Here is a 23594-nt window from a genome sequence, read left to right as displayed (position 1 = left end):
CTTTAGTACAAAGTTAAAAAATCAAGAGGAAAAAAGGAGAGTCACATTAGGATTTAATCATAGTATCTGAAAGGGTTATCATCGAAAAAGTCTTGATTACAAATTCTAGATCTAGAAGCACAGCGGTCTTGTTTTTTAACAAAGCAGCATCTCATACTTTTCCTGAAGGATATGATTCCGGTTTTAAGGATCATATTGGGCTGAAGCCCAGAATGATTTCTTTTCCTAAATCCTCCGGCTAAAGCCGGAGGCAATTCATTGCGATAATTTATACAATTTTAAAGGTATAATGAATTGCCACCACCTTCAGGTGGTGGTATTTGAGAAGAAAGCAGAAAGGGCTTTAGCCCAAAGGATCAGAAAATTATTGCTGCAATAAAAAAAGTCCTGGCTCTTGATCCTATTAGCCTCCCTGCCGACAGCAGGTGCAGCGGTCTTGCCTCTTTTTCAATACCTCTCAAAAATGAGAAAAACAGGTTCCGCTTCCGGAATGGAAGGATAAAGATTTCCGGTTTTAAGTTTGTTTGTATTGATCTGCTCAAGGAAAATCTCAGAAGTTCCCTCGGTACCCGAAGCCAGGCTAAGATACAGCGTCCTGTCCTCGATTCTATAAATATACACTTCTGAATTTCCATCCCCGTCTATTCGGGTAAGACGGTTATCGGCTCCAAAAACCAATGTTGTTCTACCCGCAACCGGTGCAGTTTCTGTCCAGGTACCTAGGATTGAAGTCTCATCATCCCTGTCTACGGAACAGGAAAAAGTTGAAAGCAATAAGATCAAAAGGCAACTTGTTTTGAGAAAAATATTTTTCATTCCAGATTTTCTTTAAAATAACCAAGGGTACAACGAGCCTCGAAAAATAATATTTTTCTTTAACCCTCATTTACATATAATTTGATTTTTCGCAGCCTCTATCTATTGGATAAATTCCTTAGTTTTGCACAACCCATCAAATCACATAGATGCATTATAAAAGAATTTTACTAAAACTCTCGGGTGAAGCTCTTATGGGCAACCGCCAATATGGAATTGACCCGGAACGTTTGGCCGAATATGCAAAGGAAATTAAAGCCGTTACAGATCGGGGTGTAGAAGTTGCCATTGTTATTGGCGGCGGTAACATCTTTAGAGGTGTGGCAGGTGCCAGTAGAGGTATGGATCGTGTAACAGGTGATCACATGGGGATGCTGGCAACAGTCATTAACGGTTTGGCATTACAGTCGGCTCTTGAAGATGCCGGGATCCAGACCAGGCTTCAGTCCGCAGTAAAGATCAATGAAGTTGCCGAACCGTTTATTAGAAGAAAAGCAATGCGCCACCTTGAAAAAGGTAGAGTCGTTATTTTTGGAGGTGGCACAGGGAATCCCTATTTCACGACAGATTCCGCAGCTGTGTTAAGAGCGATTGAGATCCACGCCGATGTGATTCTGAAAGGCACCCGTGTCGACGGAATTTACACTGCAGATCCCGAAATTGACAAAAAAGCTACTAAATTTGATTTTATCAGCTTTGATGACGTGCTTACAAAAGGTCTGAAAGTTATGGATACCACGGCTTTCACTCTGAGTCAGGAAAATAAGTTGCCTATTATAGTTTTTGATATGAACAAACCCGGAAATCTTGAAAAGGTGGTGACCGGTGAAAAAATAGGTACCAAAGTAAATTTTTAGAAGGATAGGATTAAGAACAATCTTTAAAACTTTAAACTTTAGAAATGAACGACGAGTTAGATTTTGTTATTGATAGCACAAAAGAAGCAATGGATCAAGCCATTATTCACCTGGAAAAACAACTCTTGAATATTAGAGCAGGAAAAGCGACTCCTGCGATGCTTGGCAGCGTGAGGGTAGACTACTACGGAAGTCAGACTCCGCTAAACCAGGTTGCTAATGTTAATACTCCCGATGCCCGTACGCTCACCATTCAACCTTTTGAAAAGAGCATGATCCAGGCTATTGAAAAAGGCATCATGCAGGCCAACCTGGGCTTTAATCCTATGAACAACGGGGACAGCGTTATTATTAATGTACCACCTTTGACAGAGGAGCGTCGTCGTGAACTTGCGAAACAGGCTAAAGCTGAAGCTGAAGATGCTAAGATCGGGGTGCGTAACGACCGTAAGAATGCAAATCAGGAGATCAAAAAATTAGATCTTTCTGAAGATCTTCAAAAGTCTGCTGAAGCCGAGGTTCAGAAGCTTACCGACACTTATATCGAGAAGATCGACAAGATCCTTGCCGTGAAGGAAAAAGAGATCATGACCGTCTAACCCGATCAACATACTATTCATAAAGCGGCTTTTTTGGGCCGCTTTTTTTCTGCCTTTTTGCAATAGCCCCAACATTGTAAAAAGCGGATATGCTTTCATACCTTTGCACCACAATTAATTCCCATGTCAAAATTTCTCGGCTTTGAGTTCTGGAATACTGTAGCACGCACTATTCTAAGGAACAGGATTCTTATCCTGGTGTTGATCGCCGCATGTACAGTTTTTCTCGGTTTACAATGGAAGAATATGAAATTCTCCTATACCGAAGCGAACCTCCTGCCCGATGATGATCCCATTAATCTACAATACCAGGAATTTCTCGATAAATTTGGAGAAGAAGGAAATGTAATAGTCCTTGCTGTTAAGGATTCGGCACTATTTACTCCCGAAAAATTTGTCGCCTGGAATGCCCTTGCCAAAAAACTCGACAGCTTTCCCGAAGTCGAATTCACTGTTGCTATAGGAAATCTTCGGAAGCTCGAAAAATTTGAAGATCCAGGAAGATTTGAAATGGTTCCCTTCATTGCCGATGAAGAACCCGATGGCCGACAGGTGCAGGACTACCGGGAAGAACTGTTCGAAAATTTGCCATTTTACGAAGGTCTGGTCTACAGCAGGCATTCAAATACGGTGCAGACCGCTGTCTATCTCGATAAGGAGATCGTGAACACCGGAAAACGAAAAACTTTTGTAGTTGAAGAGCTTATTCCAATCGTTGAGCGATTTGAGGAGGAACAGGGAATGGATGTCTATGTTTCGGGAATGCCGTATATACGCACCCTCAATTCACAGAACATCATTGATGAGATCGGCTTATTCATTGGTGCTGCGCTACTCGTTACCTCTCTTATTTTTTTCTTTTTCTTCAGAAGTATCCGTGCCACAGTGATCTCCATGATCACCGTGATCATTGGAGTAATGTGGGCCTTTGGATTACTTGGATTGCTGCACTATGAGATCACTGTTCTAACGGCGATAATTCCGCCGTTGATCATTGTTATCGGGATTCCCAATTGCATATTTCTCATCAACAAATATCAGCAGGAGATCAAGAAACACGGGAATCAGGCAAAATCTCTGCAGCGGGTGATCACAAAAGTGGGGAATGCCACTTTGATGACCAACCTTACCACAGCTTCAGGTTTTGCGACCTTTATTCTTACTGAAAGCACCCTGCTCAAGGAATTCGGGATCGTGGCTTCGATCAATATTATAGCAATTTTCATACTTAGTCTCCTCATAATTCCAATCATCTACAGCTATATGAATGTGCCGCGGGAAAAGCACCTCAAGCACCTGAATAAAAGATGGATAGGCGGATTTGTAGACTGGATGGAGCGAATGGTAAAAGATCACAGGATCGCGATCTTTATTTTTTCGATTGTTCTACTGGTAGCAAGTATCATAGGGATCTATACCATAAGGATCTCCGGAAGTCTATTGGAGGACATGCCACAGGAAGCAGCTTTTTTTCAGGACATCAAATTCTTTGAAGAAGAATTTGATGGCGTCATGCCACTGGAGATCTTAATAGACACTCAAAGAGAGCAAGGTGTAATGAAGCTGCCTACTCTCAGGAAAATGGATGAACTTCAGGAATTACTTGCTGAAGAAGAAGAGCTCTCACCTCCAGTTTCCATTGTTAACCTGGTCAAATATTCGAAGCAGGCCTACTACAATGGAAATCCAAAATATTACCAATTGCCAACTTCCCAGGAAAGAAATTTTATTCTGCCATATGCGCAGGGGCTGGATGCGGCAGGCGACAATTTACTCACTTCTTTTGTAGACAGCACGGGTAGATATGCCCGTATGACCACCTTCATGAAGGATATTGGCACAGAAGAAATGGAAGAGATCGAAGAGGACTTGTGGCCAAAGATCAGGGAAATTTTCCCTGAAGATCGCTTTTCAGTGGAAATGACAGGGAAGGCACTAATCTTCCAGAAAGGAACAAATTACCTGGTAAGAAATCTGATCATTTCTTTAAGCCTTGCAATATTCCTTATTGCACTTATAATGGCATGGATGTTCAGATCGTGGAAAATGATCCTGGTATCCCTTATCCCCAATTTGCTTCCACTATTGGTAACGGCAGGCATGATGGGATTTCTCGGGGTCCCTATCAAACCTTCCACAATTCTGGTTTTTAGTATTGCCTTTGGTATCTCGGTCGATGATACGATCCACTTTCTCGCCAAATACCGGCAGGAGCTCAAGGCTAATAACTGGAAGGTCAAAAGATCTGTATATGCTGCATTAAGGGAAACCGGCGTGAGCATGTTTTATACCTCTATAGTACTCTTTTTCGGGTTTTCTGTATTTATGATAAGTAGTTTTGGAGGTACAGTGGCTTTGGGCGGACTGGTTTCGGCCACTTTACTATTCGCCATGCTGTCAAACCTGCTTTTACTTCCTGCCTTGTTATTATCACTTCAGAAAGAGATCGCGAACAAGGACGTACTGCGGGAGCCTACCATAGATATTATTCCGGAAGAAGAGGATTCCGAAGAGGACTTTTCAGAAGAGGATCCAAAAATGTGATTTTTGACACCTCTTTTTGGCTGAGGCCCATATTTAATTACTTGTAAGGCAAGTGCGGAAAAATTATCTTTGCTGTCCAAATTAGAAAAGATGATTACAGGAAAAGTTGCAGAACTTTTAGAAAGCACTAAATATTTACAGGAAGTCGAAGTTAAAGGCTGGGTTCGCTCTTTTAGAAGCAACCGTTTTATCGCTCTAAACGACGGTTCTACCATTAACAACCTGCAATGCGTTGTTGATTTTGAAAAGCTTAACGAAAACACCATAAAGCGCATTACTGTTGGTGCCGCTATAAAAGTTGTAGGAACATTGGTCGAGAGCCAGGGAAGCGGACAGAAGGTAGAGATCCAGGCTAATACTGTAGAGATCCTTGGAGATGCAGATCCCGAAGAAGTTAAATACACCATTCTCTCTCCAAAGAGACATTCCCTGGAGAAGCTTAGGGAGCAGGCACACCTTAGGGTGAGAACGAACACTTTTGGGGCTGTAATGAGGCTGCGTTCCAAACTTTCCTTTGCTATTCACAGCTATTTCCAGCAGAACAATTTTCATTATGTCAACACCCCTATAATCACCGGAAGTGATGCAGAAGGTGCAGGAGAAATGTTCAAAGTGACTTCTTTTGATCTTGATAATATTCCGCGGAAGGAAGACGGATCTGTTGACTATAAAGAAGATTTCTTTGGAAAGGAGACTAATCTTACTGTTTCGGGGCAACTCGAGGGGGAGACCTATGCCCTTGGACTTGGACAGATCTATACCTTTGGACCGACCTTTAGAGCAGAAAATTCCAATACTTCAAGACACCTTGCGGAATTTTGGATGGTGGAGCCCGAAATGGCTTTTTGCGATCTTGCAGGAAACATGGACATTGCTGAAGAATTCATCAAGTACGTCCTTAAATACGTGCTGGACAACTGCAAAGATGATCTGGCTTTTCTTGAGCAGCGACTGGCCAATGAAGATAAGGTAAAACCTGAAGCAGAAAGGAGCCCTATGAGCCTTACCGAAAAGCTGAAGTTCGTCATCGAAAATAACTTTAAAAGAGTAAGCTATACCGAAGCCATTGATATTCTTAAGAATTCCAAGCCTAACAAGAAAAAGAAATTCAATTATATCATTGAAGAATGGGGTGCCGATCTTCAAAGTGAACATGAACGATACCTTGTAGAGAAACATTTCAAATGTCCGGTAATTTTATTTGATTATCCGGCCAACATAAAAGCGTTCTATATGCGTTTAAATGAAGACGGGAAGACGGTTCGCGCCATGGATATCCTGTTCCCGGGAATTGGAGAGATCGTAGGTGGATCACAACGGGAAGAACGTCTTGAGGTGTTAAGAGAAAAAATGAGAGCTCTGGACATCGATGAGAAGGAGCTATGGTGGTACCTGGATACCCGCAAATTCGGAACTTGTGTTCACAGCGGATTTGGACTTGGTTTTGAGAGACTTGTACAGTTTGCAACGGGAATGGGGAACATTCGTGATGTTATTCCTTATCCTAGAACTCCACTGAATGCTGAGTTCTAACCGGCAGTTCTCATCCTAAAGTACTCATAAACAATCTGCGTTCATTTACGTTTGTAGATTGTTTTTTTTATTTTTATGAAAAGCCCGGAATTATATGCTAAAACAGCAGTTAAACCTTAAATTATCTCAAAAGCTTTCCCCTCAGCAAATTCAGTTGATGAAGCTTATCCAGCTCCCTACGCAGGCTTTTGAGCAGCGGCTTAAACAAGAGATGGAGGAGAATCCTGCGCTGGAAGGAGGAAAGGAAGATAAAGACGATTACGATGAGGACTTTGAGAGTCCCGATTATCAGGATGAAGATCCAGGTAATGAGAGCATCGATACAGAAATTGATGTAGATGAGTATCTAAGTGATGATGAGATACCCAGCTATCGGTTACAGGCCAACAACTACAGTGCAGATGATGAGGACAAACAGGTGCCTTATGCATCGGGGACTTCTTTTACTCAATATCTGAAGACTCAGCTCAGCACCCTCAGGCTGAATGAATCTGAAAAAGAAATAGCCGAATTCCTTGTAGGTAGCGTAGATGAAAGCGGATACATTAGAAGATCTGTTCAGGACATAGTAGATGATCTCGCATTCACCCAAAATGTCTATACAGATGAGAAAACTGTAGAGAAAGTTCTGAAGTATGTTCATGAACTCGATCCTGCCGGGGTTGGTGCAAGAAGTCTTCAGGAGTGTTTACTCATTCAGTTGAACCGAAAGGAGCAGACGAGGGCCGTAAGCCTGGCTAAAGATATTATCGAAAAGTCGTTTGACCAGTTCAGCAAGAAACACTATCAAAAATTACTTTCCAAGCACGACATTTCCGAAGATGAACTTAGAGATGCCATAGATGTTATAGAACATCTTAACCCAAAACCGGGAGGCGCGTATGCAGGTAATACACGAGCTGTAGAACACGTGATCCCGGATTTCACGATCAAGATAGTGGACGGGGAACTGGAGTTAAGTCTCAATGGCCGCAATGCGCCCGAGATGCACGTATCCAAGGATTACAGCGAAATGCTGAAAGGTTATAAAGAGTCGAAGGAAAAAAGTAAGGCTCAAAAGGACGCGGTGATGTTCATAAAGCAGAAACTCGATGCAGCAAAATGGTTCATTGAAGCTATCAAGCAGCGACAAACCACGCTGTTTGTAACCATGAGTGCGATCATGAATTATCAAAAGGAATATTTCCTCACCGGGGATGAAAGAAACCTAAAGCCGATGATCCTGAAAGATATTGCCGATGAGATCGACATGGATGTTTCGACTGTGTCACGGGTCGCCAATAGCAAATATGTGGACACGCCTTACGGCACAAAACTTATAAAGGATTTCTTTTCTGAGTCCATGAAGAATGACCAGGGTGAGGATGTCTCTACGAAGGAGATCAAAAAGATCCTGGAAATGACCATAGAAGAGGAAAATAAGAGAAAACCTCTTACAGATGAGAAGCTGGCAAAAATGCTCAAAGAAAAAGGTTATCCCATTGCACGTCGAACCGTAGCAAAATACCGGGAACAACTGGACATTCCGGTTGCCCGTCTTCGAAAGGAAATTTGATGAAGCTCCTGCTCAAGTCTGCCTCCTTCCTGTTTCATCCTGTTTGGATGCCTTTTGCGGGCACTTTGATTTATTTCCTAGTTACTCCAAGGTTCTTCCCTCTCGAGGTGGTCAAAGCCAAATTATTGGCCGTGGCAATTATGACAATTTTCATTCCTGTAGTTTATGTCTACATGCTCAAGACGCTGGGTAAAGTGAAGGATCATTATATGCAGGAACTAAAGGAGCGTAAATGGCCCCTCCTTTTCTATGCGGGACTTGATTTTATAGTACTGAAGTATGTTCTAAACAACTTCGATTACCCGGCATTGTACTATTTCTTTGTCGGGATCATGCTCTCTGCACTAATGGCCCTATTCCTTCTTTTGGCCAACATCAAGGCCAGTCTGCACATGATGGGTTTGGGGGGACTCACCCTGTTCCTGATCTTCTTAAGTCTGCATTTCAACCTGAATCTTATCTACACTGTAAGCTTTATGATTGCAATTACCGGTCTTACTGCATCCTCCCGCTTATATTACAAGGCACATACAGGCAATGAATTGAGTTTGGGCCTGCTAATAGGATTGCTTCCGCAGGTTGGGGCCGCTTTCTTTTGGCTATAAAAGATAAAAAGTGAGGCCTACCTGAATGGCCTTTAGATCCAGTTCCTCATCATTGACCATGGCGCCTTTAAAAAAGGAGTTTAGACCATAGTAGAAGGAGAAATTAAAGGTGTTATATCCAAAGGTAAAAGTAGCACCAAATCTTAACCTTTCAAGTTCGGGAATATCGGATTCCTTATAGGTATTCCCCGATTGTTCAAACCTGGACCTGAAATAATAAATATAGGAAGGTCTAATGCCGCCATAGATACGCCAGAATTTGTATGTTTCGGGTGTTGAAGTACGCCAGCGCAGCTGTAAAGGAACATCTATGGAATGGGTTGTAAAACGGTTAACATCAAAATCCACACGACTTCTGTCCAGCACCTCAAATCTCGTGGCTGAGCCGTCCACTGTTTTACCTATATAAAGGTTTTGACCGTAGGTGTCAATTGACCAGCCAAGGCCTGCACCAAAAGCTACATTGCGTCTTTCATTTAATGGGAAATCCCTGATAAAGCCAGTATGAAAACCCCCGGAGAACTGGGAGCTCCTTATTCCGGAAGGTTCCCCCGAAACAATGTTATAGGTAAAGCTAAAATAAACCTGATCTTCGCGGTACAGACTATCTATCACCCCCGGAATATCATTTACCTCCTGAGCATTAAGCAAAGGACAAAAAAGAAGTAACAGGCAAAAGTGCCATTTTTGAGACAGGTTCATTGGAGATTTTAGGTAAAGTTAAGCGGAAGAAAAGGACCTACAAAAAAAATCCCCTTTCAAAAATTTGAAAGGGGACTATATAAAGGTAATGAATTAGATTATTCCATATTCTGTGACGCCTCACCGGTACGGGTAGTGTAATTGATCTTAAGAGCTTCAGCTTTTCTTAGCTCCATTTTAATATCAGATACTAACCCCATGTTGGTTTCGTGGTCAACTTTGAGTGCAGTAGTAAGAAAAGGAACAAGTTCCTCTCTCTTTGACTCTCTCTCGGAATAAATGAACTGCTGAATATCACTCACCTCAGCAAAATTATCATTTAGCTGAATTCTGGCTTCGGTACCAAAACTCTGCTGAAATCTCGCACTCGGTTTTCCTGCGTATATGTACATTACAAGATCCTTCTTATCCAATTTCTCCACCTGGTCTGCATAAGGAAGTACGTTTTGAATTTTCAAAGTATTCTCACGCATTACAGTTGCAACCATGAAGAAGAACAGTAGCATAAAAACGATATCTGGCAGGGCCGAGGTATTTATCGCGGGCAGTTCACTACTCTTTTTCTTATTGAATTTTGCCATAATTTATTTTTTTCGCGATTAATTTTTAGGATCGGCTTCAGAAAGCTTTTGAGGCCACATATCTCTTATTTCCTCAAGCTGCTCCTTTAACCTTTCCTTGTTCCCTGTGTATGTAACGCTGTTGTAGTCTGCTTCCATTTGAGAGAATGACTTACCGTAAAGCCTTTGGGCAGTACGATTACGCAATTCATTATAGGCACCTACAAGTTCATTTTGAACAGCAATATAAGTTCCATACTCGGTTTGTCTGTCATTCACAAGCATGATAACTGCTTTGATCGGGTTATCTGAGGAAGTTGGATCCCCTGCTCCCTGGCAGTAGTCACAGGCTTCGGGTCCTACTCCACCTCCATTGTCCAAAAAGGCAATAGCGGCTTCTCTCAGGTCCTTTAGCTCCATTAGCTCGTCTTCTACAAGCAGATCATTGTTACGGTTCACAATCACCTGAAAAATATTCTTTTCCTTGATAATTGGCGGTTCCACGTTTTCATCCTGCATTGGAGGCAACTTTCTGCTGATACCGCTATCTGTCTCAATAGTTGTGGTCACCAGGAAGAAGATCAAAAGCAAGAAGGCGATGTCGGCCAAAGAACCGGCATTAACTTCAGGTGTAGATCGTCTGGCCATAGCTAATTTATTTTATAAGTTTTCTGATTCCGGATACAACCATCAACAGAATTGCAATACCTGCAAGCATGTAGAAGGTCACAAGACCTGCTCCTACCCAATGGTTCGCATTTGCCGAAAGCATTGTACCGTCACTAAGTTGGGTCTCGGTTCCATCGGTAAGCAGGTAAGCTATTACCACTACCAGAATGAAAGCCCCAACAGCTATTAGTGTTCTTTTAATGTTTCCTGAGAAAAGTCCTTTGATTACATAGAACAAGACCAGAAGCACAATTATTGCAAACACTAAGTATGCCACATACAGAAATGGAGTTACCACACTTGCCTGTACATCGGCTGAGTTTTCTATAGCATCATCACCGGCCATTAGAACTCTTCCCCAAAGGATTAGTCCAATAACCCCGATAACGAGCGCTATATATTTTAATATTTTATGTAAGGTCATAATTAAATCTTGGTATTGTTATACTCTTCTTTTGTTCTTGTAGTCTACAAGGATATCTATCAAAGTGATAGAAGCATCTTCCATATCGTTTACGATACGGTCGATCTTAGCGATAATGTAGTTGTAGAAGATCTGAAGAATAATAGCCACGATCAAACCGAATACTGTTGTAAGAAGTGCGATCTTAATACCACCCGCAACAAGTGAAGGTTGCATATCACCGGCAGCTTCAATTCTATCGAAGGCCTCGATCATACCAATTACTGTACCCATGAACCCAAGCATAGGAGCAAGAGCGATAAATAAAGATACCCAGGATACATTTTTCTCTAGAAGTCCCATTTGCACACCACCGTAAGCTACAACCGCCTTTTCAGCAGCTTCTGTACCTTCGTCGGCACGGTCAAGTCCCTGGTAGTAAATAGAAGCAACAGGTCCTTTGGTGTTGCGACAAACATCCTTAGCTGCTTCAATACCGCCTGTGTTTAGAGCGTCCTCAACATCCTGTGCTAATTTCTTTGTATTGGTAGTAGCAAGGTTAAGGTAAATGATTCTTTCAATCGCGATCGCCAAACCAAGGATCAAACAAAGAAGTACGATTCCCATGAATCCAGGTCCACCCTCGATAAAGCGCCTTTTAAGCTCCTGGTGAAATCCAACATCTTCGGTCTCTTCAGCTACAGCCTGGTCTTCATCCTGAACAAAGTTCACCATGGTAGCCGGCAAGGCATTCACGTTATTTGTCGCATTCACATCTACGGCTCCGAACACCATAATTGTAGCGATCACCAAAATTGAAAATAATCTTTTCATTACTTTTTCTCTTAATTTAATTAGTTAACGGGTTAAAGATATAAATATTTATTCAAATAAAAATAACTAGCAGAGAGGAAGGGATTCGAACCCTCGATACCCTTGTGGGGTATACACACTTTCCAGGCGTGCGCCTTCGACCACTCGGCCACCTCTCTAAATACCTGCTTAAATGAGCTTGTTAAGATATTTCTAAACAGTTCGCCAAATAACGAAAAAAAACAGAAGCTGGTCAAGTAACAGCCCTATTTTTTACGACATTTCCCCGCGTAATGAAGTTTCGAAAATTGTCTTAAAAACTTTCGGGCTTAGTTCCTTTGCTAAAAGGTACATCATTTTGGCCACAGCTGCCTCTGTCGTAATGTCTTTGCCCGATACTATTCCTATTTTCTTCAGTTGTGTACTGGTCTCATACTGTCCCATTGATACACTACCGCCGATGCACTGGGTGACGTTCACGATGACCACTCCCCTGGAAACAGCACTTCTTAGTAGTTCAACAAACCAGTCTTCAGTCGGAGCATTTCCGCTACCATAGGTCTCTAAAATGACTCCTTTAAGCCCTTCCTTCCCTAAAATGTGCTCCAGCAGGCTCCTGTTTATTCCCGGAAAGATCTTAATTAGAGCTATTTCATCATCCAGGCCTTTATGCAGTTTCATTTTTCGCCTGTGATTGGGTTGCCACAAAGCAGTGTCATTCACAGCCAGGTGAACACCCGAATTTACAAGAGGCGGATAATTTGGAGAAGCAAAAGCCTGAAAGTGTTCAGCGTTTATCTTGGAAGTCCTGTTGCCACGGTAAAGCTTGTACTCAAAATAAAGACATACTTCTGTAATAACAGGCTTACCGTTTTTTTGCAGTCCTGCAATTTGTATACTGGTAATAAGATTTTCCTTTGCATCTGTTCTAAGATCCCCAATTGGCAACTGCGAACCGGTAAAGATCACAGGCTTGGAAAGATTTTCGAACATAAAGCTAAGCGCAGAAGCACTATAAGACATGGTATCACTTCCATGTAAAACTACAAAACCATCATAGGTCTCATATTTTTCTTCAATGATCTCGGCGATCTGCAGCCAAAATGCCGGCTTCATGTTCGAAGAGTCGATAGGCCGCTCAAAACTTACGGTGTCTATATGATGCTCCAGCAGTTTTAATTCAGGAATATTTTGCAGCAGCTCATCAAAATTAAACGCCTTTAGAGCTCCCGTTTCGAAGTCCTTGACCATACCAATGGTTCCCCCGGTGTAGATAAGGAGAATATTAGCGCTGGTTTTCATGCAGGTTGTTCTGGTTGATTACGGGGTTGGCATACATAAGAAGATAGCTGTTCACCTCGAGTGCATTTTTGAAATCCACCCTTCTTGTAAGCCTTCTCTCAAACTGCCTCTTTTGTTTGGAGTCATACTTATCTTCGAACATGCTGCTGTTATTGAGCAGGTCAAAAGCAATGTAATTTGCAGGCCACAGCTTGTAATTCCTGTGAATACGTTTATCAATACCTGCAGTTATCCTTTGGAGCTGCTCATTTACAGAGCCCGACTTCTTTTCTATTTCCTGAAGCACCTCTGTTGTTATTGGCTTTCCTGCGGAAATATGTATCCTCCCTTTATTACCCAAAGCTCCCTTGAGAATAGACTTGAAGTCCTCATTAGCCGATTTAATATAGATCTGCTCCATTCTTTTCGCCAGAATTTCCGGCAGCTTCAAAACATCTGTAGGGTCAAATTCATAAGAGATAGCAACCGGAACTATCTTCAGCTTTCCAAAATATTCAGCCAGAGATTCATCAGCTTTCGCCATGGCAAGCATTTTTAGAACCCCCTGCTGGGTATGATCATTTCCATCTTTGGTTCTCCCTTCCCTTTGAGCCATCCACACAGAACGCTTTTCTTCCAGGAGCAGTTCTTTAATATATTCTGAAAGTTTCTGGGAGCTCTTCAGCATTTCACGTGGACCGAGTCCGCGTTTGACAAGGAAGTTCCGGTTAAGTTTGGAAAGAGCCAGCAAAAACGGCTTTTGCACAAGGTTATCACCAATGGCCGAAGCAGTCATTTTAAGATCGGCTTCGTAGAGCACACAATTGAGAAGGGAAGTATCCAGAACAATATCACGGTGGTTTGAAATGTAGAGGTAGGATTCGTCCTTGTTTAAGGTATCAAAACCGGAATAACTCAAACCTTCCGAGCTTTTACTCAATACTTTCTGAACCGTGTGGTAAATGATGCGGGTTTGAAAATCCCTTATCGAATTACAACTAAGGACTTTCTCCTCTATTTTATCAAAAGTGACATTTGGAAAGGTAAATTGTAAAAGTCCTTTTATCATGGGATGCTTCACATAATTCTTTAAAGCCTCCTGCACTTCTGCATCATCATAGAACCGAATATCGTCGTAATTTGTCACTGATTGTTAGTTAGAGTTAGCAAAAAAACAAAATTATAAGCAGATGCTGTGTTCAAATGCCAAAAATCTCCCTGGAGTTGCGGGTTGTAACTTCAGCTACTTCCCGTGGGGAGAGTTGATAGACTTCAGCAACCTTTTCCAGCACTTCTACAAGATACGAACTTTCATTGCGTTTCCCTCTATAAGGCACCGGTGCCAGGTAAGGAGCATCTGTTTCCAGTACGATCTCCGTTAATGGTATCTCGTTTAAAAACCTGTCAATCTTCCCATTTTTGAAGGTCACTACTCCTCCAATCCCCAGTTTCATATTATATGACAGAGCCTTTTGAGCCTGCTCGTGTGTTCCGGTAAAACAATGGAAAATTCCGAAAAGCCCCTCCCCTTTTTCCTGCTCGAGCACCTCAAAAACCTCATCAAAGGCATCCCGGCAGTGAATTACGATCGGTAGTTGATGTTTCTTCGCCAGCTGAATCTGATACCTAAATGCCTCCTGCTGAATTCCCAGGGTAGACTTGTCCCAGTAAAGGTCTATTCCTGTTTCCCCTACTGCATAGAACTTCCTTTCCTCAAGCTGTTTTTCTACGATAGCCAATTCTTCTTTATAATTCTCCTTTACATGGGTGGGATGAAGACCGGCCATGAGAAAAATGTGCTCCGGAAACTCTTTTTCCAAGGCATACATGCCCTCAATATATTCTGAATCTATAGCCGGAATAAAAAACCGGGTAATATTGGCATCTATAGCTCTTTTGATCATCTCGCTGCGATCATCATTGAATGATTCGCTATATAGGTGAGTGTGAGTATCTGTAATTGTCATAAATGCAAAAATAATTTATTTTATACAGCTATCTTTGGCAAAAAAGAAAAGAATGGCATCTCTGAAGAAGTTACTTAAAGAAAAAGGATATAAAAGAATTCCCCTCACCTATACTGCAACCCAACACCTGGAACTAAAGGCAAAAATAAACAAGATAGAAGGTAATTTCATCCTGGACACTGGCGCATCGAGCACCTGCGTAGGTCTTGAAGCCGTTTCCCATTTCGAGCTTCTGGCCGAAGACAGTGATGTTAAAGCTGCAGGGGCAGGAGCCACTAATATGATGACCCAGATCGCTCAAAAGAACGTAATAGAGATCAAAGGCTGGAAAAAGAAAAAAGTGGATCTGGTTCTTTTTGATCTAAGACATGTGAACGATGCGCTGGTTAAACATAAGGCTGAAAAGGTACAGGGAATTATAGGTGCAGATATCCTCAAAAAAGGTAAAGCCATTATCGATTATAAGTCCATGAGCCTTTTCCTGAAGTAACCTTTATTTACAAAATGGGGGTTTTTCCCCATTTCACAGCGATAGATGCTACCTTATCTTAAGGGTAACCAAAAAATCTACCGCTATGAATTTTTTAAACCTAAAGCACCTGCCGGTGTTTCCGGCGTTATTGGCCGTATTAATTGTTTTTGTTTTAGTACTTAATATCTACACCTTTATTTCGTACTAGAACAAAAAAAGAAAGGCAATGATCCTGAAATCATTGCCTTTCTTTTTTGTCATTTTTGGGCGCCTATAATTCCAAAGCTCTTTTGACGTCATTGTCCATGAGAAGTTCCTCAGGATTTTCAAGGGCTTCTTTAACTGCCACAAGAAAACCTACAGACTCTTTTCCATCAATGATCCTGTGATCATAAGAAAGGGCAACATACATAATTGGACGTATCTCCACATGACCATCAATGGCAACAGGTCTGTCTACTATATTGTGCATTCCAAGTATACCACTTTGAGGAGGATTGATAATTGGAGTCGACAGCATAGAACCAAACACTCCACCATTGGTAATGGTAAAGGTTCCGCCGGTCATCTCATCCACTGTGATCTGCCCGTCACGCACCTTGGTCGCAAGGTTCTTGATCTCGGCCTCTACTCCGCGGAAGCTCATATTTTCAACATTTCTAAGCACCGGAACCATAAGACCTTTAGGTCCTGATACAGCAATACTTATGTCTTTGTAGTCATACTTTACCTGATAATCTCCGTCAATCATAGAATTTACTCCGGGATAAAGGTCTAATGCTCTCACTACAGCAAGCGTAAAGAAAGACATGAATCCAAGGCTCACTCCGTGCCTATCTTTGAACTCATCTTTGTACTGCTTGCGCAGGGAGAAAATAGCCGACATATCCACTTCGTTAAAAGTAGTAAGCATAGCCGTTTGATTCTTCACATCAACCAAACGCTCTGCAACCCTGCGGCGAAGCATAGACATCTTTTTGCGCTCTTCTCCTCTTTTCCCCTGTCCCGGCGTTCCCATAGAAGGTTTTGCTTTTACAGCATCTTCTTTGGTGATTCGACCATCACGACCGGTTCCCTGAACAGATTTTGCATCCATACCTTTTTCATCAAGGATCTTCTTAGCTGCAGGCGAAGGGCTTCCGGTAGCGTACGTATCCTGCTTTTGAGAAGGCGTACTTGGCTTCGAAGGAGTTTCTGTTTTGGCTTCAGCTTTTTGGTTATCCTTTTGAGAAGACTCGAGCTCTTCTTCTTTAGCCGAAGTAGCTTCCTTTTCTTCCTTTGCAACTTCTTTTGAGTTTTTTTCTCCACCTCCGGGTTTAGGAGCATCTGTATCGATCAAACAAACTACCTGCCCTACAGCTACGGCATCCCCCTCTTCTGCTTTTAGGGTGATGATTCCACTGGCTTCTGCCGGAAGTTCAAGTGTTGCCTTATCACTGTCAACTTCGGCAATTGCCTGATCTTTTTCAACATAATCACCGTCTGCAACCAACCACTGTGCAATTTCAACCTCGGTAATCGATTCTCCCGGAGAAGGGACTTTCATTTCTAAAGCCATGATTTCTTCTTTTTATTTTTTAGCGCCGGAATTACTGCCGGCAATTTTTCATATTTATTAAACAGTAACTTCTGCGTTCTTATCAAAAACAGATTCTATAACTTTTTCGTGACGCTTCTTAAATCTAACTGAGCTTCCTGCAGCAGGTGATCCATAGAATTTCCTGCTACATACCCTAAAGGACTTCGATTCTTCAAGATGTAATAACAGGTGACTATAGGCACCCATGTTTCTCGGTTCTTCCTGAGCCCACACCACATCATCGGCATTCTTATATTTTGCAATAGCCTCTTTGATCTGTTCTGCCGGTAGAGGGAACAACTGTTCGATCCTCACGAGGGCTACATCGTCACGTCCTAATTCCTCCCTGCGCTCAAGCAGGTCGTAGTAGAATTTCCCGGTACAGAATACTAGGGATTTCACTTTATCGACTTTTGCTTCAGCATCGTCTATAAGCGGCTGGAATGTACCATTTGCAAATTCCTCTTTTGTAGAAACCACTTTTGGATGCCTCAACAAACTCTTGGGTGTAAAGATGATCAAGGGCTTCCTGTAGTTCACCTTCATTTGTCTTCTCAACAGGTGGAACATATTTGCCGGGGTGGTAACATCGGCAACGAACATGTTATCTTTAGCACAAAGCTGAAGATATCTTTCCATTCTTCCCGAAGAGTGCTCGGCTCCCTGGCCTTCATAGCCGTGGGGCAGGAACATCACCAAACCATTCTGAAGCTTCCATTTATCTTCGGCCGCCGAAATATACTGGTCGATCATGATCTGTGCTCCATTGCTAAAGTCTCCGAACTGAGCCTCCCAAATGGTAAGACAGTTAGGGCTGGCCATTGCATAGCCATAATCAAAACCTACAACTGCATATTCAGATAAAAGAGAGTTGTAAATATTAAGGTCGCAGGATGATCCTTTCTTGGCCTCACAGGCTGTTCCTTCCATTTGATTAAGAAGGATTATTTCTTCTTCACTGTCCTCGACTTTTACCACAGCGTGACGGTGAGAGAAAGTTCCTCTCTCGACATCCTGCCCGCTCATTCTCACGTAATAACCTTCCTTAATAAGAGTACCATAGGCAAGTAATTCGGCCATACTCCAATCCAGGCTGTTGTTTTCGAAGAACATGGTATGTCGGAGATCCACCAGTTTTTTGATCTTTCTCAGGAACTTTTTATCCTCAGGAAGCTTTGAAACCGCATGTGCCACTTCGGTAAGGATCTCCATGTCGACAGTAGTATCAACCTCTTCCATCATGCGGGATTCATCTACATGTTCAAATCCTTCCCATTCATCCTGCATAAAAGGTGTTACCCTTGTCTTTTCTTCCTTTCGTGAATCTTCAAGATTCTCTTCGAGTTTTGCCTTATAGTCTTCTTCAAGCTTCTGCACATAGGCATCATCAATGACTCCCTGTGCCTTTAGCTTTTCTGCATATATATCTCTTGGGTTCTTGTGACTGGCAATGGCCTTATACAGTTTTGGCTGAGTGAATCTTGGCTCATCTCCCTCATTGTGACCATATTTACGGTACCCTAAAAGGTCAATAAAGACATCTCTTCCAAAGGTCATTCTCCAGTCGAGGGCGAACAACACTGCATGCACCACTGCTTCGGCATCATCTGCATTGACGTGGAGTACAGGTGAAAGTGTCACTTTTGCAACATCTGTACAATAGGTCGAAGAACGGCCGTCAAGATAGTTGGTCGTAAAACCAACCTGGTTGTTCACTACTATATGAATGGTTCCGCCGGTGGTGTATCCTTCCAGCTGCGCCATCTGCACGATCTCATAAACTATTCCCTGACCGGAAATTGCCGCATCCCCATGTACTATAATAGGAAGGACAGAATCATTTTTATCTCCATAATGACGATCCTGCTTTCCTCTTGTGATCCCCTGCACTACTGCACCAACAGTTTCCAGGTGAGAAGGGTTGGGAGCAATGTTGATATTGATCTCTTTTCCGCTGTCGGTCTTACGGCAGGAGGTCCAACCCAGGTGGTATTTCACATCCCCGTCAAAAATATCCTGTTCGTAGTCTTTCCCGTCAAATTCGGTAAAAATATCCTTTGCGCTTTTTCCGAAGATATTTGTGAGGGTACTAAGACGACCCCGGTGGGCCATCCCCATGACGAAATCCTTTACTCCAAGATCGGCTGCCCTTTCAATAATAGCATCAAGAGCCGGAATAAGGCTTTCTCCTCCTTCCAGAGAAAACCGCTTTTGCCCGACGTATTTTGTATGAAGAAAGTTCTCAAAAGAGACCGCTTCACTTAACTTCCGTAAAATGTGCTTCTTTTGGTCGGCATTGAAAGCGGGCTGGTTCTCATTGATGTTTAGCTTATCCTGGATCCATTTGACCTGTTCAGGTTTCCTGATGTACATGTACTCGATCCCTATGGAATCACAGTAAACCTTCTCCAGGTGCTTTATGATCTGCTTTAAAGTGGAAGGCCCTATTCCCAGAATTTCACCTGCGTTGAAAACCGTGTCCAGGTCACTCTCGTCAAGATCGAAATTTTGTATATCAAGGGTAGGACGATATTTTCTTCGCTCCCGCACAGGATTGGTCCTTGTAAAAAGGTGACCCCTGCTGCGATACCCATCAATCAACTTCACCACCCGAAACTCCTTCAACACTGAATCTGAGATCTCTACAGGCTCCCCATTTTCAGGATGTTCCACAACGGTTTGCCCGTTTTGGGAGGTTTCCAGACCAAAATCAAAGCCCTGAAAGAAAGCTCTCCAGCTGGGTTCAACACTATCGGGGTACTGTAAATATTGATCATAGAGTTCAGCGAAGTATGCTGTATGTGCGGCATTTAAAAATGAAAATTTGTCCATAAGTTGAAACTACCTGTTTCTTTTTTGTAAAACGTTACAAAAGTACAATTTTTAAAAAAGAAGGGCGGGAGCATTTAATATATTTACCTTATACTTTGAAAACTTTTAACATCATGAACCTATCTATCAGTAACATAAAAAAGCTTTCAGTTTTATTCCTGCTCCTATATTCTTCTCATTATTATGCAGTTGCACAAAATGCTGAAGTACCAAAAAGGGCTTTTTGGAATGATGTTAGGTTTGGTGGGAGCCTGGGCCTCAATTTTAGCGACGGCAGCTTCAGCGGTTTTATTGCCCCTAAAGCCGTTTATGATTTTAACAGGTTTACCTCTGCGGGAGTAGGTCTTGCAGGTTCTTATACCAACACTTCCAGATTCTCTACATATACTGCCGGGGCAAGCGTCCTTGGGCTGCTTAGGCCTTTTAACCCGTTACAGCTTTCAGCAGAATTTGAAGAGCATTATGTTTCAAGGGATCTCAAACTCGACGGCGCGAACATTTCAGATTCCTACTGGTATCCCGCGCTGTTCTTTGGAGTGGGTTATAATACGGGCCCGGTTACCGTAGGAATAAGATATGATGTCCTTCACGATAGCGAAAAAAGCATTTATGCTAATGCTTTCATGCCATTTGTGAGTATCTATTTCTAAACCTCGCGATCCATTAGACCTTTTCCAAACCTGTAGAGCAAGTCTTTTTTGTCTTGCTTTATTTGCAGTTCTTCAAGAACGGCAAAAGCTTTTTTAGTGTACTTCTCAATCTCCTGTCGCGTAAGTTCGGCCGCGCCACTACTCTCAAAAAGGCCTTTTACGGTCTCTACTTTTGCAGTAGGATCGGGCGGATTGATCGAATATAGATGCTCTAACTGAACTGCCTCCCTGGAGTCCGATTTTTCCAGGGAAGTAAGGTAAAGGAAGGTTTTCTTATTCTCTATAATGTCTCCTCCTACCTGCTTTCCAAAAGAATCGGGATCTCCAAAAGCATCGAGGTAGTCATCCTGCAATTGAAAGGCAATGCCAAGTAATCTTCCGAATTCATAGATCCTGTCGCAATCTTCCCCTGAAGCGTTTGCCACAATAGCTCCCATTTTTAGGGAAGCCCCCACAAGAACAGCAGTTTTGTATTCTATCATTTTGAGGTATTCTTCAATGCTCACTTTCTCCCTCACCTCAAAATCCATATCGTACTGTTGGCCTTCACAAACTTCGATAGCTGTCTTTGAAAAAAGTTCTGCCAGTTTCCTGAAGGTTTCTCCGGTATAATTTTCAAACAACTGGTAAGCTTTTATAAGCATGGCATCCCCGGAAAGGATTCCTGTATTAATATCCCATCGCTCGTGAACAGTTTGTTTTCCTCTTCGCAGTGGCGCATCATCCATGATATCATCATGTACCAGAGAAAAATTATGAAATACCTCAATAGCCAGTGCAGCATCAAGAGCCTTCTTGTAATCACTCCCAAAAATATCGGCCGCCATTAAGACCAGCACAGGTCGCACCCTCTTACCTCCCAGACTAAGTATATAGATCATTGGATCATACAGGTTGGCAGGTTCCTGTTTTTTGATCCTTCCGGAAAGATATTCCTCAAATTCTTCGCGATAGCGGTCTATTGGGAGCATATTTGAATTTTGCGCTAAAATACCAAAACAATAGTAAAAATCAGCCTTTTTTGGCAGCCCGGAATTTTCGCTTAGAAAACTATGGAAACTTTTATTGTTTTTATAGTTTCCATTTGTATCTTTGCCCGCTCAAAAAAATTGATGTGAAAGAACAAATTTTAGCCAAAGCAGCCGAAATGTTTCTCACCCTTGGGGTGAAAAGCGTTACTATGGATGAGATTGCGGCAGAAATGGGAATGTCAAAAAAAACCATTTATACACATTTCCCCACTAAAACAAAACTGATAGAAGCTACCGCTTTATTTGTTTTCGACCAGATTTCTTCAGGGATCCAGGGAATAAGGGATGAAAATAAGGACGCTATAGAGGAGCTTTTTGAAATTAAAGATTTTGCCTGTCAAAATTTAAAGGATGAAAAATCCTCTCCACAGTATCAGCTTCAAAAGTATTATCCAAAGATCTACTTCAGCATACGTGAAAAACAGAAAAAAGTACTGGAAGAACTTACGCGACAAAACCTAAGGAAAGGTATTGACAAAGGGGTCTATCGCAGCGATCTTCCTGTTGAATTCATAAGCCGGATATATTTTATCGGGATTCTTGGAATAAAGGATGATGACCACTTTCCGGAACCTGAATTCTCTACTAACCAGTTGACCGAAATGCACCTGGAATATCATTTACGGGCCATAGTCACTACTAAAGGCCTTAAAAAACTTGAAACTCTTTTAAACAAAAGCAGCATAAAATGAAAAAAATAATCTTTTTGTTGAGCAGTTTGTTCTGTCTACATGCTTTTGCCCAGGAACCTGTTGCACCACCATTAGCACTTTCTCTTGAAGACGCTGTAGCTTTGGGTCTTGAGAATAACTATTCTTCTATTAGATCTGAAAAAGAGGTGGAAAAGGCCCTGGCTCAGAAATGGGAAATTATTTCGCAGGGTCTCCCGCAGATCAATGGAAACGTCGACTACCAAAATTTCCTCAAACAGCCCGTCACACTATTACCGGCAGCTGCTTTTGATAATACGCAAGCCACTATTAATGTGGTAGAGGAATATTTCGACGTTCAGAGAAATGCTCAACCTGTGAATGCGCCCGAAGGATTTATTCCTCTGCGGTTTGGCACCAAGCAAAATGTAACTGCAACGGCGACGTGGTCTCAGCTTATCTTTGATGGTTCCTATATAGTAGGAGTACAGTCGGCCAGGACTTTGTTGCAGATCTCCAAAAATGCCAAAACCAAGACCGACCTGGAAGTGCGCAAAGCAGTGATCAATGCTTATGGCAATGTACTCATGGCCCGTGAAACCGTGGATATCCTGCAGAACAACCTGGATAACATCAGTAAAAACCTAAGTGATACTCAGAAGATCTACGAGAATGGACTGGCCGAAGAAGAGGATGTGGAGCAACTCAAGATCACCCGTCTTAACCTGCAGAACAACCTCAACCGCAGCCAGAGAATGCTGGAAATATCTTACCAGTTGCTCAACATGGCTTTAGGAGTTCCGGTGGAGCAGGAAATTGTACCCACAGATGATCTTAACACCCTGGCACTGCAATTCTATGATGAGCAGTTACTGGAGGAAAATATTCCTTTAGAAGAGAACATTGATGTGCGTATAGCACAAAATTCAGCCGAAGCCGCGAGGATCTTTGTTAGGCTGGAAAAGGCAAAAGCATTACCGCGGCTCACCGGGTTTTTGAACTATGGAACATCCGGATTTAGCGATTCCTTTACCTTCCTGAATGGTGACCAGGAATATTTTAATCAGTCGATCCTGGGCGTAAGTCTTAACATTCCCATTTTTAGTAGTGGGATGCGCGCCTCCCGCACCAAACAAAAACAACTGGAGTATGAGCAGGCTATGCTAGACCTGGAGGAAACAACCAATCGTGTTTCCCTGGCTATAGATGCTGCCAAAGCCGATTACAGGTTTAGCCTTGAAAACTTTGAGACACAGCAGGAAAGCCTGGCTCTTGCTCAAAGGATCGAGAACAAGAACCAGATCAAATTTTTTGAAGGCCTTGCCAGCAGTTTTGAGTTGAGCGAGGCACAGCGACAACTTTATACTGCTCAGCAAAATCTATTGGAAGCTATGCTTGAGGTGATCAATGCCAAAGTAGAGCTGGAAAATGTACTTAGTACCAAAACTTATTCTGAAGAAGACTAACCAAACAAAT

Annotated in this window: 22 protein-coding genes and 1 tRNA gene; 10 read left to right on the top strand and 13 right to left on the bottom strand. The window is 42.3% G+C overall.

All coding sequences use genetic code 11. The features are described 5' to 3' along the window. Positions 1 to 447: 447 nt before the first annotated feature. Entirely contained in the window at positions 448 to 816 is a 369-nt protein-coding gene (locus VR862_RS08190; RefSeq protein WP_324720470.1) for a hypothetical protein, read from the bottom strand. A 149-nt stretch (positions 817 to 965) separates the two neighbouring features. On the opposite strand from VR862_RS08190, the gene pyrH reads away from it, so the two are divergent. The 6 genes from pyrH (at position 966) to VR862_RS08160 (ending at position 8509) form a co-directional block, all read left to right on the top strand. Further along, complete coding sequence (gene pyrH, locus VR862_RS08185) at positions 966 to 1673, top strand: UMP kinase (RefSeq protein WP_324720469.1); 708 nt, start codon at positions 966 to 968, stop codon at positions 1671 to 1673. Positions 1674 to 1717: 44 nt separating this feature from the next. Next, positions 1718 to 2272, top strand: a complete 555-nt coding sequence (gene frr / locus VR862_RS08180; RefSeq protein WP_324720468.1) for a ribosome recycling factor — start codon at positions 1718 to 1720, stop codon at positions 2270 to 2272. A 123-nt stretch (positions 2273 to 2395) separates the two neighbouring features. Beyond that, positions 2396 to 4816 carry an efflux RND transporter permease subunit gene (locus tag VR862_RS08175; RefSeq protein ID WP_324720467.1) on the top strand — a complete coding sequence of 807 codons (2421 nt, stop codon included), beginning with the start codon at positions 2396 to 2398 and terminating at the stop codon, positions 4814 to 4816. Positions 4817 to 4906: 90 nt separating this feature from the next. Next, positions 4907 to 6349 (top strand): asparagine--tRNA ligase, encoded by a 1443-nt coding sequence (asnS, locus tag VR862_RS08170; protein WP_324720466.1) that lies wholly within the window; start codon positions 4907 to 4909, stop codon positions 6347 to 6349. A gap of 94 nt (positions 6350 to 6443) precedes the next feature. Continuing rightward, the gene (rpoN, locus tag VR862_RS08165; protein ID WP_324720465.1) at positions 6444 to 7904 is read left to right on the top strand and encodes an RNA polymerase factor sigma-54; all 1461 of its coding nucleotides are present in this window, start codon (positions 6444 to 6446) and stop codon (positions 7902 to 7904) included. Then, positions 7904 to 8509, top strand: coding sequence for a hypothetical protein (locus VR862_RS08160; RefSeq protein ID WP_324720464.1), 606 nt, complete (start codon positions 7904 to 7906; stop codon positions 8507 to 8509). Before rpoN ends, VR862_RS08160 begins: the two co-directional genes overlap by 1 nt. Here VR862_RS08160 and VR862_RS08155 read toward each other — a convergent pair. The 9 genes from VR862_RS08155 to VR862_RS08115 all read right to left on the bottom strand — a co-directional run bounded on the left by VR862_RS08155 (position 8504) and on the right by VR862_RS08115 (position 14904). After that, positions 8504 to 9211 carry a porin family protein gene (locus tag VR862_RS08155; RefSeq protein WP_324720463.1) on the bottom strand — a complete coding sequence of 236 codons (708 nt, stop codon included), beginning with the start codon at positions 9209 to 9211 and terminating at the stop codon, positions 8504 to 8506. The two genes, VR862_RS08160 and VR862_RS08155, sit on opposite strands and share 6 nt — an antisense overlap. A gap of 98 nt (positions 9212 to 9309) precedes the next feature. Next, on the bottom strand, positions 9310 to 9792 hold the full coding sequence (locus tag VR862_RS08150; RefSeq protein WP_324720462.1) for an ExbD/TolR family protein: 483 nt from the start codon (positions 9790 to 9792) through the stop codon (positions 9310 to 9312). A gap of 18 nt (positions 9793 to 9810) precedes the next feature. Further along, positions 9811 to 10419, bottom strand: a complete 609-nt coding sequence (locus tag VR862_RS08145) for an ExbD/TolR family protein (protein WP_324720461.1) — start codon at positions 10417 to 10419, stop codon at positions 9811 to 9813. Positions 10420 to 10426: 7 nt separating this feature from the next. Next, a complete protein-coding gene (locus VR862_RS08140) occupies positions 10427 to 10864 on the bottom strand; it encodes a hypothetical protein (RefSeq protein WP_324720460.1) in 438 nt (145 codons plus the stop codon). 18 nt (positions 10865 to 10882) lie between these two features. After that, positions 10883 to 11677: a MotA/TolQ/ExbB proton channel family protein gene (locus tag VR862_RS08135; RefSeq protein WP_324720459.1), complete on the bottom strand. Its 795-nt coding sequence runs from the start codon at positions 11675 to 11677 to the stop codon at positions 10883 to 10885. A gap of 70 nt (positions 11678 to 11747) precedes the next feature. Further along, positions 11748 to 11835: transfer RNA gene (locus VR862_RS08130), tRNA-Ser, on the bottom strand. 94 nt (positions 11836 to 11929) lie between these two features. After that, positions 11930 to 12958, bottom strand: coding sequence for an asparaginase (locus tag VR862_RS08125; RefSeq protein ID WP_324720458.1), 1029 nt, complete (start codon positions 12956 to 12958; stop codon positions 11930 to 11932). Continuing rightward, positions 12942 to 14084, bottom strand: a complete 1143-nt coding sequence (locus VR862_RS08120; protein WP_324720457.1) for a 1-acyl-sn-glycerol-3-phosphate acyltransferase — start codon at positions 14082 to 14084, stop codon at positions 12942 to 12944. Before VR862_RS08120 ends, VR862_RS08125 begins: the two co-directional genes overlap by 17 nt. 52 nt (positions 14085 to 14136) lie before the next feature. After that, positions 14137 to 14904 carry a TatD family hydrolase gene (locus VR862_RS08115; RefSeq protein ID WP_324720456.1) on the bottom strand — a complete coding sequence of 256 codons (768 nt, stop codon included), beginning with the start codon at positions 14902 to 14904 and terminating at the stop codon, positions 14137 to 14139. A gap of 52 nt (positions 14905 to 14956) precedes the next feature. Between VR862_RS08115 and VR862_RS08110 the strand changes: the two genes are divergently transcribed. Further along, positions 14957 to 15394: a retropepsin-like aspartic protease gene (locus VR862_RS08110; RefSeq protein WP_324720455.1), complete on the top strand. Its 438-nt coding sequence runs from the start codon at positions 14957 to 14959 to the stop codon at positions 15392 to 15394. Between the two features lie 253 nt (positions 15395 to 15647). Here VR862_RS08110 and odhB read toward each other — a convergent pair whose 3' ends face one another. Together odhB and VR862_RS08100 are read right to left on the bottom strand one after the other, a co-directional pair. Then, positions 15648 to 16934, bottom strand: a complete 1287-nt coding sequence (gene odhB, locus VR862_RS08105; protein WP_324720454.1) for a 2-oxoglutarate dehydrogenase complex dihydrolipoyllysine-residue succinyltransferase — start codon at positions 16932 to 16934, stop codon at positions 15648 to 15650. Positions 16935 to 16991: 57 nt separating this feature from the next. Continuing rightward, positions 16992 to 19787, bottom strand: a complete 2796-nt coding sequence (locus VR862_RS08100) for a 2-oxoglutarate dehydrogenase E1 component (RefSeq protein ID WP_324720453.1) — start codon at positions 19785 to 19787, stop codon at positions 16992 to 16994. Between the two features lie 113 nt (positions 19788 to 19900). On the opposite strand from VR862_RS08100, the gene VR862_RS08095 reads away from it, so the two are divergent. Beyond that, on the top strand, positions 19901 to 20437 hold the full coding sequence (locus VR862_RS08095) for an alpha-ketoglutarate decarboxylase (protein ID WP_324720452.1): 537 nt from the start codon (positions 19901 to 19903) through the stop codon (positions 20435 to 20437). On the opposite strand, the gene VR862_RS08090 is transcribed toward VR862_RS08095, so the two are convergent. Next, positions 20434 to 21408: a polyprenyl synthetase family protein gene (locus tag VR862_RS08090; RefSeq protein ID WP_324720451.1), complete on the bottom strand. Its 975-nt coding sequence runs from the start codon at positions 21406 to 21408 to the stop codon at positions 20434 to 20436. The two genes, VR862_RS08095 and VR862_RS08090, sit on opposite strands and share 4 nt — an antisense overlap. 143 nt (positions 21409 to 21551) lie before the next feature. On the opposite strand from VR862_RS08090, the gene VR862_RS08085 reads away from it, so the two are divergent. Further along, positions 21552 to 22160, top strand: coding sequence for a TetR/AcrR family transcriptional regulator (locus VR862_RS08085; RefSeq protein WP_324720450.1), 609 nt, complete (start codon positions 21552 to 21554; stop codon positions 22158 to 22160). After that, positions 22157 to 23584, top strand: coding sequence for a TolC family protein (locus tag VR862_RS08080; protein WP_324720449.1), 1428 nt, complete (start codon positions 22157 to 22159; stop codon positions 23582 to 23584). Before VR862_RS08085 ends, VR862_RS08080 begins: the two co-directional genes overlap by 4 nt. Positions 23585 to 23594 lie beyond the last annotated feature (10 nt).

Origin of the sequence: Salinimicrobium aquimaris (genome assembly GCF_035607535.1) — a bacterium.
Classification (GTDB): domain Bacteria; phylum Bacteroidota; class Bacteroidia; order Flavobacteriales; family Flavobacteriaceae; genus Salinimicrobium.
This window is presented reverse-complemented; position numbering and strand designations above follow the sequence as displayed.